General features: G+C 41.4%; 14 protein-coding genes. 10 read left to right on the forward strand and 4 right to left on the reverse strand.

Annotated elements, in window-relative coordinates:
• The first annotated feature begins 61 nt into the window (after positions 1 to 61).
• The 9 genes from V7K44_RS01835 (at position 62) to V7K44_RS01875 (ending at position 10925) form a co-directional block, all read left to right on the forward strand.
• Positions 62 to 1003 carry a lysylphosphatidylglycerol synthase domain-containing protein gene (locus tag V7K44_RS01835; protein ID WP_334928421.1) on the forward strand — a complete coding sequence of 314 codons (942 nt, stop codon included), beginning with the start codon at positions 62 to 64 and terminating at the stop codon, positions 1001 to 1003.
• A 337-nt stretch (positions 1004 to 1340) separates the two neighbouring features.
• Positions 1341 to 1730, forward strand: a complete 390-nt coding sequence (locus V7K44_RS01840) for an agenet domain-containing protein (protein ID WP_334928099.1) — start codon at positions 1341 to 1343, stop codon at positions 1728 to 1730.
• A 98-nt stretch (positions 1731 to 1828) separates the two neighbouring features.
• Complete coding sequence (locus V7K44_RS01845; protein ID WP_334928101.1) at positions 1829 to 2350, forward strand: GNAT family N-acetyltransferase; 522 nt, start codon at positions 1829 to 1831, stop codon at positions 2348 to 2350.
• A 149-nt stretch (positions 2351 to 2499) separates the two neighbouring features.
• Entirely contained in the window at positions 2500 to 3012 is a 513-nt protein-coding gene (locus V7K44_RS01850; RefSeq protein ID WP_334928103.1) for a GNAT family N-acetyltransferase, read from the forward strand.
• Positions 3013 to 3267: 255 nt separating this feature from the next.
• Entirely contained in the window at positions 3268 to 3837 is a 570-nt protein-coding gene (locus V7K44_RS01855; RefSeq protein ID WP_334928105.1) for a Uma2 family endonuclease, read from the forward strand.
• Positions 3838 to 3959: 122 nt separating this feature from the next.
• Positions 3960 to 5816 carry an aspartate kinase gene (locus tag V7K44_RS01860; RefSeq protein ID WP_334928107.1) on the forward strand — a complete coding sequence of 619 codons (1857 nt, stop codon included), beginning with the start codon at positions 3960 to 3962 and terminating at the stop codon, positions 5814 to 5816.
• Positions 5817 to 6010: 194 nt separating this feature from the next.
• Positions 6011 to 8071 carry a tetratricopeptide repeat protein gene (locus tag V7K44_RS01865; RefSeq protein ID WP_334928110.1) on the forward strand — a complete coding sequence of 687 codons (2061 nt, stop codon included), beginning with the start codon at positions 6011 to 6013 and terminating at the stop codon, positions 8069 to 8071.
• 220 nt (positions 8072 to 8291) lie between these two features.
• Positions 8292 to 9272 carry a magnesium transporter CorA family protein gene (locus V7K44_RS01870; RefSeq protein ID WP_334928112.1) on the forward strand — a complete coding sequence of 327 codons (981 nt, stop codon included), beginning with the start codon at positions 8292 to 8294 and terminating at the stop codon, positions 9270 to 9272.
• 144 nt (positions 9273 to 9416) lie between these two features.
• A complete protein-coding gene (locus tag V7K44_RS01875) occupies positions 9417 to 10925 on the forward strand; it encodes an acyl-CoA synthetase (protein ID WP_334928114.1) in 1509 nt (502 codons plus the stop codon).
• A gap of 24 nt (positions 10926 to 10949) precedes the next feature.
• On the opposite strand, the gene V7K44_RS01880 is transcribed toward V7K44_RS01875, so the two are convergent.
• From V7K44_RS01880 to V7K44_RS01895, 4 genes are all read right to left on the reverse strand, one after another.
• Entirely contained in the window at positions 10950 to 11843 is an 894-nt protein-coding gene (locus V7K44_RS01880; RefSeq protein ID WP_334928116.1) for a hypothetical protein, read from the reverse strand.
• Positions 11779 to 12459: an XRE family transcriptional regulator gene (locus tag V7K44_RS01885; protein WP_334928118.1), complete on the reverse strand. Its 681-nt coding sequence runs from the start codon at positions 12457 to 12459 to the stop codon at positions 11779 to 11781. Before V7K44_RS01885 ends, V7K44_RS01880 begins: the two co-directional genes overlap by 65 nt.
• The gene (locus V7K44_RS01890; protein ID WP_334928121.1) at positions 12456 to 13259 is read right to left on the reverse strand and encodes a TIGR04255 family protein; all 804 of its coding nucleotides are present in this window, start codon (positions 13257 to 13259) and stop codon (positions 12456 to 12458) included. The genes V7K44_RS01885 and V7K44_RS01890 overlap by 4 nt, the downstream gene beginning before the upstream one ends.
• Before the next feature lie 253 nt (positions 13260 to 13512).
• Complete coding sequence (locus V7K44_RS01895) at positions 13513 to 15759, reverse strand: DUF1796 family putative cysteine peptidase (RefSeq protein ID WP_334928123.1); 2247 nt, start codon at positions 15757 to 15759, stop codon at positions 13513 to 13515.
• 790 nt (positions 15760 to 16549) lie between these two features.
• On the opposite strand from V7K44_RS01895, the gene V7K44_RS01900 reads away from it, so the two are divergent.
• Positions 16550 to 17266 carry a biliverdin-producing heme oxygenase gene (locus V7K44_RS01900; RefSeq protein WP_334928125.1) on the forward strand — a complete coding sequence of 239 codons (717 nt, stop codon included), beginning with the start codon at positions 16550 to 16552 and terminating at the stop codon, positions 17264 to 17266.
• The last annotated feature ends 55 nt before the right edge of the window (positions 17267 to 17321 follow it).

The raw sequence follows: 17321 nt of genomic DNA on the forward strand, positions 1-17321 counted from the left end.
GATGGAAACTTTACGACTGGTTGTAAATTAAAAGTCAAGAGTTAGGATGAGTTTCTTCATGATGCTTAAAAAGCTGCGACTCAATTTCAGTTCTTTGTTTGGCTTGTTGCTGCTGCTAGTTTCCCTGTGGGCGATCGCAAACGAGTTACGTCAGTATAATTATCGTGATATCCTCAATTCTCTAGCTGCTATTCCCAAAAGTCGCCTAAGTTGGGCAATTTGGCTGACAGCTTTGGGCTATCTAGTGATGATTGGGTACGATATCTTAGGTTTTAACTACATTAATCGTTCTTTAAGCTGGAATAAGATAGCTTTCACTAATTTTATTAGCTCTGCATTTAGTAATACCATCGGTTTTGCCTTGCTGACTGGCAGTGCTATCCGTTATCGATTTTACTCCACTTGGGGAGTGTCAGCAGTTGCGATCGCTCAAGTAATTGCTTTCGCCAATTTTACCTTTTGGTTGGGGATGTTTGCCGTTGCAGGTTTCTTGTTCCTCATCAACCCTCTGAAGATTCCTACTCAATTACATTTACCTTTTGCCACTGTGCGTCCCATTGGCGTAATTTTTCTACTAGTAGTTGCGATTTATTTACTCGGAAGTATTTTTATTAAACAACCATTAATAATTCGGGGACATGAATTTAGATTTCCTTATTTGAAAATATCTCTGGCTCAAATAGCAATTTCTAGTTTTGACTGGATTCTTGCGGCAGCAGTTCTTTATGCTTTACTTCCTAGCAATATATCTTTGTCATATCTAGACTTTTTGGGCATTTATTTACTAGCGATGTTTGCAGGTGTGGTTAGTAATGTCCCCGGTGGCTTGGGAGTATTTGAAACTATAATTTTGCTGATTCTCTCCTCAAAAGTTTCGGCTGCGGCAGTTTTGGGTTCCATGTTAGCTTATCGGGGAGTCTATTATTTCTTGCCTTTGCTAGTAGCAGCAGGTTTGCTAGGACTTTATGAACTTAGATTTAGAACGGGGAACTTACAAAAATAGACCTCTTGCATGAATCAAAAGCCCTCATCCCCCAACCCCTTCTCCCAAAATTGGGAGAAGGGAAGCAAATTTTAAAGTCCCTCTCCCAAGCTTGGGAGAGGGATTTAGGGTGAGGGCTCATTGATGTCAAATTTGTAAAATCAATAACTACTGTTATTTTTCAATGCGGAATCTTGCAGCGCTATCTTCACAAATAGCGGTGAAAGTTCATAATTTTTGCTGAGGCGATCGCTAAATAAATCCCACGAAAATAGTAACAGTTAGTTGCAAATTTTGAAGTAGATTTCCATAAATCATCATCAAAATTCGGTTTTACTGTTTGAGGAGAGAAATAATCATGAAAAACAAAGTATTGTTTGGTGCTATCTTTGTGTCAACTTGGGTAGGAACATTAATTCCCAGTGCTTTTGCTGCTTCACCCTGTTCTGTGGGACAAAAGGCTGAGGTTCTTTGGAAGGAAGCATGGTATCCAGCAACTGTACTTAAGGTTAATGATGAGAAGTGCTATATTACCTACGATGGTTACAGCAGTTCCTGGAATGAATGGGTTGGCACTGCGCGCTTTCGAGCATCATTTCAAACTGGAGATGCAATAAGAATTTTGTGGAAAGGAAAATGGTATCCAGGACAGGTTTTAGAAGTTAGCAACGATCTTTATAAAATTACTTATGATGGCTACGATAGCTCTTGGGATGAGTGGGTTGAACCTTCCAGGGTAAGCAGATAGAAAATATTTCACTTTTATAATAGGACTTATGCAACTGCCACTATCACTTGTGCCAGTTGCGTAAGTCCTAAATAAATTGTGATTAAAGGGGAATATGAATGGCGATCGCTATTCGACAAGCTCGTGACGACGAACTTGAAGCGCTGATTCCAATACTACTGTTGGCAGAACAATCGGAGCGTGCGCTGCGATGGGGGCTTGCTAACCTCGTCGATGCTGTATATCGTATGGACGACAGCGAACACTTGGTTGGTGCAGCAACGATGAAATGGCGCAGCGACCCCTGCGAAATTATGGAACTTGGTATAGCCCCTGACTTTCAAAGGCAGGGATTAGGTAAAGAGTTCGTTGCTTGGTTGATTCAAGAGGCGAGGCAACGCGGCAAGAGACAGATACTCGTCGGCACGTCTAATTCAAGTATCGCCAACATTGCTTTTTATCAAAAGTGCGGATTTCGGATGGATCATGTGCGCCAGGACTACTTTTGGTATTTACCTCAACCAAGCTACGAAAACAGCATTCAGATTCAGGACTTGCTCGTATTTCGTTTCGATTTGGTGCCATCCTCAACTAGCAAAAACAAATTCAAAGAGGAAAAGCAAATTAGGTATGAAAACTAGGCTAGAATTAGTTCTTCGGGATGAAGAGGGAGAATGGCAGGAATGATGGTTCCCATTAAAGTCTGCCTGCTCACCAAAAAATTCACAGATTAATTGAGATAGTAGCCTAGATATAGATATGGTTACTTTAAGCTTGAGTGACTAGTGCTATGTACATTGAATCATTATCGATAGCAACCCTGGAGCAAGCAATTCACTTAAGAGAGGAAGTTTTCCCAGGCGTGAGTAATAGTAGTGATAGTCCATCGCTGGCGGCAAGTTTATATCGAGATAAATATGCTCAATGGTTTTCAAACAGTGGAATTACCCAACTCAATTACTGGGTTGCTATCGATGAGAAATCTTTCCAAGTAATTGGGCTAACTGGGTTATATTGCAAAAACGAAGACGAACAAGAAGCTGACTGGTTAGGCTGGTTTTGTGTAGCATCACAATTTCGGGGAAAAGGAATTGGAAAAGAGCTATTAGACTTTACCATCGACTTAGCACAAGCAAAAGCAAAAAGGTACTTACGGTTGTATACTTGGGAACATTCTTCTTCTTATGTAGCCCGGATGCTTTATCTCAAACGCGGTTTTTACCAAATTGGTGAATCCCCAAACAAGAGCGGATTTAAAACTATTTATCTTGAACTCCAACTCGATAGCATTATCCATAGTTGATGAGGATATTCATCTGGTTACGATATTGTTCGGTTAAGGAAATAAAGTAGGCTCTTAGGCATCACCATGCCAAAAAAGGTTTTTTGTACATTCGATTATTTCAAGTGTCTGAAACAACAATTTTTCGTTCAAAGAGAAAAGGCGATCGCGGTTTGGAGGTGCGATCGCCATTATTCTTAGAGGATAAAAATGGCAATGGTGATACTAAGCAATCGCTAGAATGAAGCTTATATTCCTGAATTAAAGTTTCAACTTATGATAGCCTCACCCCAACAAAATTACGTCACCGTTGAAGAATACCTCCAAATGGAGGAACGGAGCGATATCAAGCATGAATATATAGACGGCTACATCTACGCAATGGCTGGAGCGCTAGATCCACACGTTACCATTGCGGGAAACCTGTTCGCTCTCCTCCGTAATCATGTGCGCGGCTCTGGTTGTCGTGTTTACATCGCTGACATGAAAGCCAGAATTGAATCTCTGAATCGCTTTTATTATCCCGAAGTGATGATTACTTGCGATCGACGAGATCGAGAAACTCCAGCTTATAAAAGATTTCCCTGTTTAATTGTCGAAGTTTTATTTAATTCTACCGAAGCCTTTGACCGAGGCGACAAATTTGCCGATTATCAAACACTGAAAAGTCTGCAAGAGTATGTTTTAATTAATACAAAACGTCAACGAGTTGAGTGTTTTCGACGCAATGAGCAGGGGTTGTGGGTTTTACAATCTTACACATCAGAGCATCAATCATTTCGACTCAATAGCGTGGATTTTGAGGAAAAAATGGCAGCACTTTACGAAGATGTGGTTTTTGAATAATCAACTCATGATTGGGTATGCTACACAATTTTTAGTAAACTAAATATCTATTAATATCTTCAACGCTTCCTAACCCGGCGGAGGCATTGAGCAAAACAGACACAATTGATTGCATAAAAGTTATGGCGCTCATAGTTCAGAAATACGGTGGTACATCTGTCGGTTCAGTGGAACGCATTCAAGCTGTCGCACAGCGTGTTTATAAAACTGTTAAAGCTGGAAACTCTCTGGTAGTAGTGGTTTCGGCAATGGGCAAAACCACCGATGGACTCGTCAAACTAGCTACTGAAATTTCTCCAAATCCTAACCGCCGGGAGATGGATATGCTGCTTTCTACTGGCGAACAAGTAACCATCGCCTTACTCAGCATGGCTTTGCAGGAACTCGGACAACCTGCAATTTCCATGACTGGCGCTCAAGTAGGAATTGTTACTGAAGCTGAACACAGTCGCGCTCGGATTTTGCATATTGAAACTACTCGCCTAACTCGCCACATAAATGCAGGTAAAGTAGTTGTAGTAGCTGGCTTCCAAGGCACATCCAGCGCCGGAGAGATGGAAATTACGACTTTGGGTCGTGGTGGTTCTGACACGTCAGCAGTGGCGATCGCAGCCGCATTAAGAGCGAATTTTTGCGAAATTTATACAGATGTTCCAGGTATTCTCACTACAGACCCCCGCTTGGTTGCCGAAGCCCAGTTGATGGATGCCATCACCTGCGATGAAATGTTGGAATTAGCTAGCTTGGGCGCAAAAGTGCTGCATCCCCGTGCTGTGGAAATTGCCCGTAACTATGGTGTACCCCTTGTAGTTAGGTCTAGCTGGACGGATCAGCCAGGGACTTGGGTGACATCAGCCAAACCCCAAGGGCGATCGCTAATCAATCTAGAAATTGCCCGTCCAGTGGATGCTGTAGAATTTGACACTGACCAAGCAAAGGTTGCTTTGTTGCGCGTTCCCGATAAACCAGGTGTTGCAGCTAGGTTATTTGGCGAAATTTCTCGGCAAAAAGTAGACGTAGATTTGATTATTCAGTCAGTTCATGATGGTAACAGTAATGACATTGCCTTTACGGTGACAACACCAATATTAAAACGGGCAGAAGCAGTAGCAACAGCGATCGCCCCAGCACTAAGAAGTCAATCTAACCCCAAGTTTGACGAAGCCGAGGTAATGGTAGAACATAACATTGCCAAAGTCAGCATCGCAGGTGCAGGAATGATTGGCCGCCCTGGTGTCGCTGCAAAGATGTTCGCTACCTTAGCCGAAGCCGGCGTGAATATTCAAATGATTTCCACGAGCGAAGTGAAAGTAAGTTGCGTAGTCGATGCCGCTCAATGCGATCGCGCCGTCTTAGCACTCCGCGCTGTCTTTGAGATTGAGGCAGGGGAGCAGGGGAGTAGGGGAGCAGGGGAGATTGACTGCATAGATTCCCCTCTGCCCCTCCGCCCCTCTGCGCCTCTGCCCAATTGTCCCACCGTTCGTGGTGTCGCTCTCGATATGAATCAAGCGCGTCTTGCTATTCGCCAATTGCCAGATCGGCCGGGGATGGCGGCAAAGCTATTTGGATTATTAGCGCAACATAATATTAGTGTTGACATGATTATCCAATCTCAGCGTTGCCGCGTAATTGATGGTGTTCCCAGGCGAGATATTGCTTTTACAGTCTCGCGCATAGACGGGGAAAATGCTAAAAAAATGCTTACCCAAGTAGCGGCAGAATTAGGATGGGGTGAAGTTGTTTTAGATAGTGCGATCGCTAAAGTGAGTATTGTCGGTGCAAGTATGGTAGGACAACCAGGTATTGCCGCTAAAATGTTTGAAGCTTTAGCCCAACAACAAATCAACATTCAAATGATTGCCACCTCAGAAATAAAAATTAGTTGTGTTGTGGCGCAAGAGCAAGGTGTTAAAGCTTTGCAAGCCATTCATGAAGCCTTTGAACTGGCTGGTAGCGAGAAATTTGTCGTACCAGCGTAAAACCTGAATCTAATCCCCTCACCCTAAATCCCTCTCCCAAACTTGGGAGAGGGACTTTGCAATATACACGCGGTAGCAGCTCATGCCTCGATCTCATTTGAAGTTGCTTAATAAATAAATATTTATATTTTAAAATCAGTAGTAATAACACGTAAGCTATAATCGAACAATTTATCAGACTATAATTTATATTGATGAATATTCATTTACTAGATGGACATTATCAAATACTAAAAGTTCTCAATGATGGGGAAAAAGAGAAAACCTATCTAGTTGAAGATGTTAATCTTGATGGTCAAGAATTTATAGTAAAGCAGTTATCTCTTACTAATAGCAATCCTCAAGCTTTAACAATCCTACGCCGCTTGTTTGCTAGTAAGGCAGCAACTTTAGAAAAACTAGGACAAGAACACGATAAAATTCAAAAGCTCATTGCTTCTTTTGAAGAAAATGAAGAATTTTATCTAGTCCAAGAATTCATACTTGGTAATCCTTTAACTGACGAAATTATCCAGGGACAACTTCTCAAGGAAGACCAAGTAATTAGTCTTTTGTCAGAGATATTAGAAACTTTAGTCGTTGTACATAGCTATGGCATAATTCATCGGAATATTATACCAGCAAATATTATTCGTCGGGACTCAGATAAAAAGTTAGTCTTGGTTAATTTGGGTACTTTTAATGAAGCGATCGATAATACTGTTGACAATTCCGAGTATATGCCTATAGAGCAAATTAACGGCAACCTCAAATACAATAGTGATATATATGCTTTAGGTATCGTTGCGATCGCAGCCCTGAAAGGTTTACCTACAAAGGAAATATCTAATTTACGAAGTCAGAAAAATCAACTGACAGGTGAAATAGTTTGGCGCGATAAAAATCTCAAAGTTAACAGAAAATTAGCAAAAATTATTAATAAGATGGTGCGTTTTGACTATCGTAAGCGCTACCAGTATGCAACGGAAGTTTTAGACGACCTGAAGAAGTTAATAAATGTTGATGACAATCAACAAAAAAAGCATCAGAAAAAATTATTACTAGTTCTAGCAGGGATAGCTGGATGTATTACCCTTAGTGTTGCAGCGTGGCAATTGAGATCGCCAAAACTTCTGAGTGATGCTCAAAAGACATTATACCAAGAGGGAGTAAATAAATATGAGTCAGGAAACTATGAAGGAGCGGTTGAAGATTTCAATCAAGCTATTAAATTAGATCCGCAAAACGCTTTAGCTTATAATAGGCGGGGTGATGCTTATTATCGATTAGGAGACTACGAGCAAGCACAAGCAGACTCTAGCCAAGCTATTGTGCTTAATCCTCAAGATGCTAATGCCTATTTTGACCGAGGATTTGCTTTTTCGGCATTAGGCAAATATAAAGAAGCGATCGCAGATTATACGCAAGCAATTAAGTTAAATTCTAAAGATGCTTATGCTTACTATGGCCGAGGATTAGCTCGTGTTCAATTGAAGGATAATAAAGGTGCAATTGAAGATTTTGGCAAAGCGATCGCTCTTAAACCCCAATATACCGAAGCCTACTTGCAACGAGGTATTCTTCGCCGTCGTCTCAAACAAAGACTTGAAGCAATCCAAGATTTTGATAAAGTAATTAAGATTAATCCTAGCGATGCTAAAGCTTATTATCAAAGAGGTTTAACTCAATCTATTAATAAACAAAAAGATGAAGCAATTAAAGATTACACAGATGCAATCAACATCAATCCCAAATATATAGAAGCTTATCTGAATCGTGGTGATATTTACAGCGATCTGGGAAATCAAGTAGAAGCGACTGAAGATTACAATACTATTTTACAGATAGATCCTAAATTTATTGCAGCTTATATTCACAGAGGTATTCACCGCTTTTCTTTTGGAGATTATAAAGGTGCTGTTGAAGATTACACCGCAGCACTAAAACTAGATACTAATAATGTAGCAGCTTACAACAACCGTGGTAACGCCTATCTCGAACTGGGAAATAAAAAAGCTGCAAATCAGGATTATTCACGAGCGATCGCAATTAATCCTAACAACGCCTTAGCCTATTATAACCGGGGTGTGATTCGCACCAAGCAGAAAAATAAACTAGGTGCGATCGCAGATTTCAAAAAAGCTGCAAAACTATTCCAACAGCAAGGGGAACAAGATAGTTATCAAGATGCACGGCGGGAAATTGCAATTCTGCAAAATAATTCAGCGCCAGCGCCAACTACGCGCCCGAAATCTGGGAAAATAGAAAAAAATTGAGTTACCACTCAATATAGTGTTGACTATCAACAGTCAAAACTCTTAGAGAGTGATTGTGCTATTTAAATGTGTTTTACTTTACAAATTTACGACTATTACTCGATCAAACTAGTTTTGATGGTTTGTAGTAAGCACTTTAGTGCTTATAAAACAAGGACTAAAGTCCTAATTAATTACCATGAGTCACAGTATTTTATTACGACTCAATTAGGATTGCTATATGCTAATTCTCCTGACTTTTCATCCAGATAACCTGGAAATATTTACTCATAGAGATGTCGATACGGTACTGAAAAGAATTGATGGTTCTCACAATATTTGGTTGCGTTGTATTCACTTCCGCGATCGCACTGGAACAGCCAGAATTATCAAGCACTTTGGACTGAATCCATCTCGTGTCAACATGATTTTCAACCATTCCCCTGTAGGAATTGATGAAGACGTAGAAGATTGTTTATTTGATAGCTATGAAATCCTAAGTTCTCAAATAAATAATAATGAGTTTGAGGTTGTACGTGGCAACATTGTAGTTGGAAATAATTTTATTATAACTTTTGAAATTACAGAACTAAAAATATTAAGTATTCTAGCTAATAATCTCCAAAAGCGAACTTTAGATATTCAACAATTGGGAGTTGACTATCTTTTTTATCTCATATTTAAAGATATTTTGAATAATTACGAAACTGTATTTACCTATATTTCTAGAAAACTTGATGATTTAGAAGATGAAGTTTTAGACAATTCTGGTGACGAATCAACGTACCAAAAGATTGCCATAATGAGGCAATCTACTCGTTCTGGACGCCGTAATTTTCAAAGCATCAAGTTACTTATGGCTATTATGGATAATGAAGATTTCCAATGGATTAGGCAGCCAGTAAAAGAACTATTCAATCAAGAATTGGTTCATCACGTTGATAAACTCTGGCAAGAATATCAAGCTATAAGAGCCTGGATGTCAGAATTAATGGAAATTCAACGCGATAATATTGCTAGTAAAACAGGCGAACGAATTAATCGCCTGACTATCCTATCGACAATATTTTTACCAATCACTTTTATGTCTGGTTTCTATGGTATGAACTTCAAATATATGCCTGAATTAGAACAACCTTGGGCTTATCCTGTGGTGATTTGTATGATGTCATTAATTGTGATTGGCAGTATTGTTTATGCTAAAAAACAACGTTGGTTGTAATATCTATAAGGTTATGAATAAAAAGATCCCCGACTTCTTAAAGAAGTCGGGGATCTGAGTCTGTCAGTGGAAAGGAAATCAAATAGGATTGCTATATATATTTTCAGTAATTAAACTAAATCAACCTTAAATCGGTAAACAAACGTGAACCTACCATTGATTATTCGTGCTGAAGAACACAACGAAAAAACAGCAATTGTGACAAAGGACGGAGCATTTAACTATCAGGATTTGCTACACACTTCCAGTCAAATAGCAACAAGTCTTCTTCAAAACACAGAAGATTTACAAGAGCAGCGAGTTGCCTTTCTCATTCCGCCTGGGTTTGAGTATGTAGCCACTCAATGGGGAATTTGGCGGGCTGGTGGCATAGCTGTACCTCTGTGTGTTTCCCATCCACGCCCAGAATTGGAGTATGTAATTACTAATTCTGGAGCATCAATTATTATTGCTCATCCTAATTTTGAGGGTATACTGCGTTCGCGCAGCGTCTCCGCAGGAGAATCGCTAGCCCAAGAACACAATTTGAGATTTATCCTCACCTCAGAAACGCTTCCACATAATATTAGTCACCTCCCAGAGATAGATATAACTAGACGCGCCTTAATTCTCTACACCAGTGGTACAACAGGTAAACCCAAGGGTGTAGTTACAACCCATCAAAATATTCAAGCGCAAGTGACTAGCTTAAACACCGCTTGGAAATGGACATCTAGCGATCGCATTTTACATATCCTGCCATTACATCATATTCATGGAATTATTAACGTACTGACTTGTGCTTTATGGGCTGGAGCAGAGTGCCATATCTTAAGCAAATTTGATGCCGAAACCGTTTGGAACCGAATTTGTGACGGTGACTTAACCCTATTTATGGCAGTACCAACAATTTATGTAAAGCTAATTACTGCTTGGGAAACAGCCTCTAAGGAACGTCAAAAAAGTATGTCAGAAGGCTGTGCTAAAATGCGCCTGATGGTTTCTGGTTCGGCAGCATTACCAGTCCAAGTTTTAGAAAAGTGGCAAACCATCAGCGGCCATTTTCTGCTTGAGCGCTATGGTATGACTGAAATTGGTATGGCGCTATCAAACCCTTTACACGGCGAACGATTGTCTGGATATGTGGGAAAGCCTCTGCCTCAAGTTGAAGTGAGATTAGTAGATGAGAACGGAGAGTTAGTTCCAACTGGGACACCAGGAGAGATCCAAGTTAAAGGCCCCGGAGTGTTTCTCGAATATTGGCGAAACCCCGAAGCAACTGCCAAAGCCTTCCAAGATGGCTGGTTCCGTACTGGAGATACCGCCGTAGTTGAGAACGGCAGTTACCGCATTCTGGGACGGATGAGTGTGGATATCATCAAAACTGGAGGGTATAAAGTTTCAGCTTTGGAAATTGAAGAAGTGTTAAGAACCCATCCAGATATTCAGGAATGTGCAGTGGTTGGGGTTGCCGATTTAGAGTGGGGCGAACGGGTGTGTGCCGCCTTAGTATTGCAAGGTTCACAACCTTTAACATTACAAGCTTTCAGGAGTTGGGCAAAAGAGCGATTGGCTGTTTATAAAGTGCCAACCCAAATTTTGATAGTTGAAGAATTACCGCGCAATGCGATGGGGAAAGTGACTAAGCCAACAGTCGTTGAACTATTTTGCTGATAGCGATCGCAAAATTATGAACATTTAGGATGACAAGTGATCCAAATCAAGCGGATCGCTCTCAACATACTCCTTCCCTGTCATGTCTTCCAAAGCTACTACCGAACCCTCTACAGTTTGGAATCGTCCAGATTTAGGGATTAATTGCAACCACTGTTTGAGAAATTGATTCCATCCTATTCCCTCAAATTGACTCTCTTCTTCGTCTCGAATAAACCAAAATATTAGTCGAACTTCAGAGCTATTCCATGAAGGTTCTGCACGCACTCTAATTTCGCGTAAGGCGCGAAGTGCTTCTCCTTCAGTGTTAGATTTATCATGCTTATTTCGCAGACGGTTTTGAAGCTTTTTAGCAAAGTCGTTGAAGTCGTCAGGGAAACCAAATCGAGCACGTTTTCGTGTTAATGCTTGCCCAAATGCTCTAATCTCTTGATCGTTGCGGCATCCTGGGTTGCGCTCCCATTCCGTAATAACAGCTTTCTCTAAGGTCATCACACGATCGAGGTCAGCAACAAGATTAAATTTTGCAATTCCTGGAACATAAGCAAACTGAGGTCGCCTACTTCGCTGAATTTCAGACAAACGTTGCTCGTCAACCTCCACCAGAGCTACCACCTCTATGAATGGACGATCAGCGCAAGAGCGTACAATATCGCATGTCTGTGTAACCACAACAAAACCCTTAACATCGGATTCCACAAGATCAGTTTCTGATTCTGCAATATCAGTAGAATCAGATGTCAAAGGGTGTTGAGGATTAAAGCGATGGACAAACCAGTGTTCTCCAAGTACACAATCGCCCTGACACCACTTCTTAAGAGTGATGTCTATTTTCTGAATCCAAATATCACGCTCATTGACCACTACGATTTTTTCGACTCCTGACTGCTTTAGCAGGTCTGGATTGTCTAATTTCAAGATGGATAGGATCTTGGAAAGCGTCAACCAGTTCTGCTGGATTCTGTGGCTTACGTGCTGCGCGTGCATCTTCAGACAAAGGACTTAACTGTGGTCTTTGAGGTACATTACCAGAACCAATAATCTGCTTGAATTCTTCGTATTTACCTACAACCATTAAGTCAAAAAGGGGTCTACCATTACTGCCAGCTTTCAGTAATAGACTGCGATTGAGACTTGCACTTCCTCGATCAATGTATTGGATAGCACCTAAGACTCGATGAAGATGCTCCTCATTAAACCGGGATAACGGTTGCCCACTTGCCCAAAAATGAAGGCTTCTGCGTGAGACATTGAAGAGTTTAGCAAGTTGATCCCAGGTTAATCCACTCAATCTTCTCAGTTCGCTAAGAGCCTTCTGTGTTGATTCTGGAGAACTAGTTGATGGTAGAGTCAGCCCACTTGTGGTCATCTCTAAAGCAGCCAAAATATTCCTGTTAGTTGCTATAGAATTAGCAGTGCTATTAGGAGTCATTAAAATTATAGAAGGAAAGCGATTAACGATAGATTTCCGCATAGCTCCAAGTGCAGAAGTATTCGGTAATAGATCAGATTTTCTGTCTAGTAAATTACTCATAATTCACCTCCAAAGCGCCGCAAAAACTCATCAGTCACTGCCCATCGAAAAAACGTATAAATTCTTTCAGAAAATTGTTTTGCTTCATTCATCAAAGTTTCAACACTGAAATCTCGTTTCTTTGAAAGAGACATATCTAGATCCAGTATCCAGCTAGACTCAGCAAAAGGTTCAATCGCCGCCGGATCAAAAGTTGTATCGGCAGGAACAAGTCCCCACCTCGCAATGATTTGTTCCCCTCCATCGGGGATAATAAACAAAGATTGATTAATATTTTGATGAATATATTCTCTGAATCCAGCAGTCGCAATGCCAGCTATCTCAGGTTTGACCAGTGATGACAGATCATCTATATTTTGTCCAACAAGTCTATCGATGTATCGCATACCGAATCGCTCAATAATATCAATATTAGGATGAAAACTTTCTTTAAGAGCGATAAGTAAGCTTTCTAGGCGTTCCAGAAAATCACTGCGACTTGAGTAAACAGTTGTCTCAAGTGCCAAAAAATTAGGTGCTAATGAGACTCGCCAAGTTTCTGTTTTGTCCACAAATCGCCAAGTTATTTGAGGCACGGTTGGTACAACACCTTGAGGGCTAAAAACGAAGCCCTGAGTTTGCTCAGGCTGTAGATAAGGGTAATTTTCCCTAATCGCTTCTTGGAATACACGAACAAATTCCTTATCTTCCATCGAAAGAATGGAAGGAAAAAGTACCTGCGCGATAACTCGAATCAGCGGGGCGTTTTGTAACGGTACTTCGTTGGGTGGCTGTGCAATGAATGGATTGGTATTGACCACTTTCTACATCCTTTGCGAGGCTTCTAGAGAGATTTGCATTATCGTTCTTTACATATATCGTAATACCATAGTGTGAAGTATAGTGTGAAGTTTAAGAAATATTTTATCGTAGGGTGTTGCATAGCAGGAAAAAATTAGAGGAAGCCCAATATCTATATTGCTCCTCTAGTCGTAGTTATGTTTGTAAGCCGGATTATATCGAAGGGCTTGAGTAGTCGAAAAGCGTTGGTGCAGTCCACCGCAGGCATTGCTCCTATCTAATTTCCCACCCCTTCGGAGGTTTGGGCGGACACCAAAAGAGGTTTTTACTAGACACCCCAAGGGATTCCAGAATTCCTCGCATCACCTCTGTGCAGTACATCCAGTGTCCCAAATCATCATACATGCGATCGGGATTAAACTCGACATTATAGTGCAGCACATTGGGAAGGTCTAAAAACTCATCACTGCTTTGGGGAGCAAGCAGCAACAAATGAAATGGCTTTTCCTGGCATTGTTTTTGCAGCTTGTTAACTAAATCTATCACACCACCGCGATCGCTAATTCCTGTGCGAACAAAAAGCACTTTGTCGCAATGCCGCAGTGCGTACCAAAACCTTTCAGAGCGTGCTGTGTAACGAACGCCCATCCGTTCATGGACGGGAGACATATCGTTTCTTGGGTCGTCTGTCTCTTCGACTTCATGGGCAAAGGATAAACCCGACCACTTACTATGGTAGATTCTGCCTGCATCAGGACTGTAATGCAAATAAGCAGGATTCCACATATCATCAAAACCGTGTTCGATCGCATCTGCAACATCTGCAATATTAGTGGTGCGCGTTAGATCAAACGGAAAGGCGGGGCCGTCATATTCCATCTTATATAGCATCATGCGGACGGCACAGCGATCGCCAAGGGGAAGAATTGCCACACGGCTGATATCCGATAACTCACATTTGTATTGGAACAACACCGCAGACTTAGGTGGTGCTTTCACCCGGCTTTCTAACCCATCCTTACCAATCATCATCGTGCGAAAGGGGACATCGGGATAAAGTGGATCTTCATAAACACCCGATGGCATGGCTTTAAGGGCGTTGCAAACCTCCGTCCACATCGGCTGGATGTTGTACTCGCTGTCTGATTCGTTGATTATCCAGAGGTGGCGTTCATCCGCTTGCAAAATCCCCAAATGTCCGTCATAGAATAAAACGTTGTTTGACGAAAAGAGATTGAAGGCGGCGCTATATTCTAAATCGGTATTTGGGGGGATGTTTATTGTAGTTGCGATCGCGCCATCCTCTATAGCCAAGAAAGGGAGCGTCCCCGTCTGGGCATTCTTCGCAATGTAAATACCTGATATCAATCCACCCTTACTTTGCAGTGCAGTTTGTAGTTCTTGCCAATAGGGAGCGATCGTGTAGCTGTATGCCGATGAATTAACGATCCGTAAATGCTTCTCTTCCATACACACAGAGACATGAAAGCCCCCATTATCAAAGTAGATGGGGAATTCATTTGGTTGCCGGAAGCATTGTTTTTCTTTTGCTAATGCGTCTTTGTTGATATCGAATAAATGGTGGTCGATCTGCTGATACATAAGGCTATGACCGACTGTATTCGGGTGAGCCGGATCGAAGGATGTCCCCGCTTTCCATCGTCCTTGTCCATCATCTACAGCTGCCAACCAATCCAATAAAGTCACGCCCCAACTGAGCATTCGTTTGTGTGTGTCTCGGATCAGCCGGTAATGTTCCAGGGAATAATCACCGTTGGGATAGACTCCGCCTAAAATCGGGATTGCTCCGATGTCGCGCGTCATTTTCACAAGCTGCTGCAAGCCACTTTCAAACCGCCGTTGTACCGCCCGCCGTTCGTGAGGGGAACAGTAAGCTAACCCTTCGTTACCCAGAGATAGGGCAATGATGACGATATCCGGTTTTTCTGGGGTGACAAACCAGGGGAATCGAGCGATCGTTCTGCTGACATTCGCCCCCACCTCCGACACATTCACGAGTTGATGCCCATATTTTTGCTGTAAAGCCTGTGCCAACAACCAGACCCAACCTTTCAAAAACCAGGCTTTATGACCTAATGCAACGGAACTACCAATAACTACGATTTTTAACCCTTCAGACTCTTCATCCAGGAGGATTTTGACAGCCGACTCCTGAAAGTATCCGAAGGGATAAGGTTGTAAATAACCGAATGCGCCATCATCCACAATAATTTTGCTGGCACGATCGTTAGAGTCAATTGGAATCCAGCGATTTGTATCTAGTAAGCTCTCCCATGTTGCGTTGCCGTTTGCATCGAGACGCACATACTTATATTCAACTCTTTGTCCATCGCCAGAAAGTTGAATGTCAATATTTGTCCACCATAAAGGATAGCGATCGCCACTTGTACGCAGATGAACACATTTACTAATATCCCACAATCCCAACTCTGGAGTAGAACCCACCAGACCAATGGATTCGCCCGCTTGAGTGTATGCACTGATCTGGAATCTATACATAGAGTTTATCCTGATTTAGTGAGGGCCATACCAAACGGTCAGCTGAATCCTTAAATCTGTTTTGAGAATATCACATAGAACTCTTAAGAATCCGGTATTAATCTTCTTAAGTATACTGAAGCTCTGATTTACATCACTAAAAGCTATAACAGGCAAGCTTTTCAAAAATTAAATTGGATTTTTATAGAAGATTTAATACTAATTAAATAGAATATATTGTATTAAAAGTTTTAGTACAACTAAGAACAAATCAAAACAAGGATAAGATTAAGTTAAATTTTTCCTTCAATAGCACTAAAATACGTTGCTGAATCAAGGGATGATTCTTGTAGGGTGGGTGTCTCGCCCGCGCTGAAATACAAGGGACGGGCAAGATGCCCATCCCACAAAACTAGCAAAATCATCCCGCAAATATGCAACGCCCAAATTTTATTTCTGCAAGCTGCACACTCACGACCATAAGTGACGAGTTCAGCGCTTATCACCCATCGTTTCAGAAGAGTTTAAATGCCTATCTCACAACCATTTTTGTTACTAGTCAACTAGGATGTGCCTGAATATGAGCATCAGAAAAACATAAATAAATATGAATATCTTAATAGCTATATATAAATGAATAGTTAAATAATTTTAGGAGAAATAAAAATAGCTGGGATTTGCATCGGCAGTTGTGGATAGAGTGATGCAGATCCTTTCTAAACCTAGAATAACAATTTTTTAGCTGGTCGTGGTAGGCATCGTGAGTCGGTGACTGCCCAAAACCTTGCGCTTGAACATGAAGGAAGCAACAATGAGTAGCAATCTAGCCATCAAACTCCGCTCTGGAACTCAACAAGCCCACACATCAGCGGAAAATGTGGCATTCATGAAATGTTTTTTGCAAGGAGTTGTGGATAGAGACTGCTTCGCTAAATTCTTAAGCAACTTGTATTACGTCTACAGCGAACTAGAAGCCGTATTAGAGAGCCATGTAAAGCATCCTGTGATTAGTGCAGTTTACTTTCCTGAACTTAATCGCCAATCCTCACTCGAAAAAGACATGGTGTTCTATTATGGGGATAATTGGAAAGAGCAAGTTATAGCCTCACCTGCTGCCCAGAGCTACATTGACCGCATTCGGGAAATTTCTGCTAGTGAACCAGCCTTATTGCTAGGTCATGCCTACACTCGCTACATGGGCGATCTTTCTGGGGGTCAAATGCTACAAAAAGTTGCTCAGTCGGCCCTGAAGCTTTCTGGCTATGAAGGCACATCCTTTTATAACTTTGAGCAAATTCCTGACAAAAAGGCATTTAAGGATAAGTATCGTCAGGCATTAAATGCATTACCCGTTGATGATATAACAGCAGAACGGATTGTTGCAGAAGCCAATAATGCCTTTGGGTTCAATTTAAAGATGGCTCAAGAATTAGAGGGAAGTTTAATTCAAGCACTCGGTCTAGTTCTCTTTAATAGCCTCACTCGTTCTCAGAATTCAGGTAGCACTGAAGTAGCTGCGGCTAATTAATTTTGTCATTTGTCATTTGTCACAAGAGGCAGAAGGGCAAAGGGGAAAACTTACT

Source organism: Nostoc sp. (assembly GCF_036917235.1).
Classification (GTDB): domain Bacteria; phylum Cyanobacteriota; class Cyanobacteriia; order Cyanobacteriales; family Nostocaceae; genus Nostoc.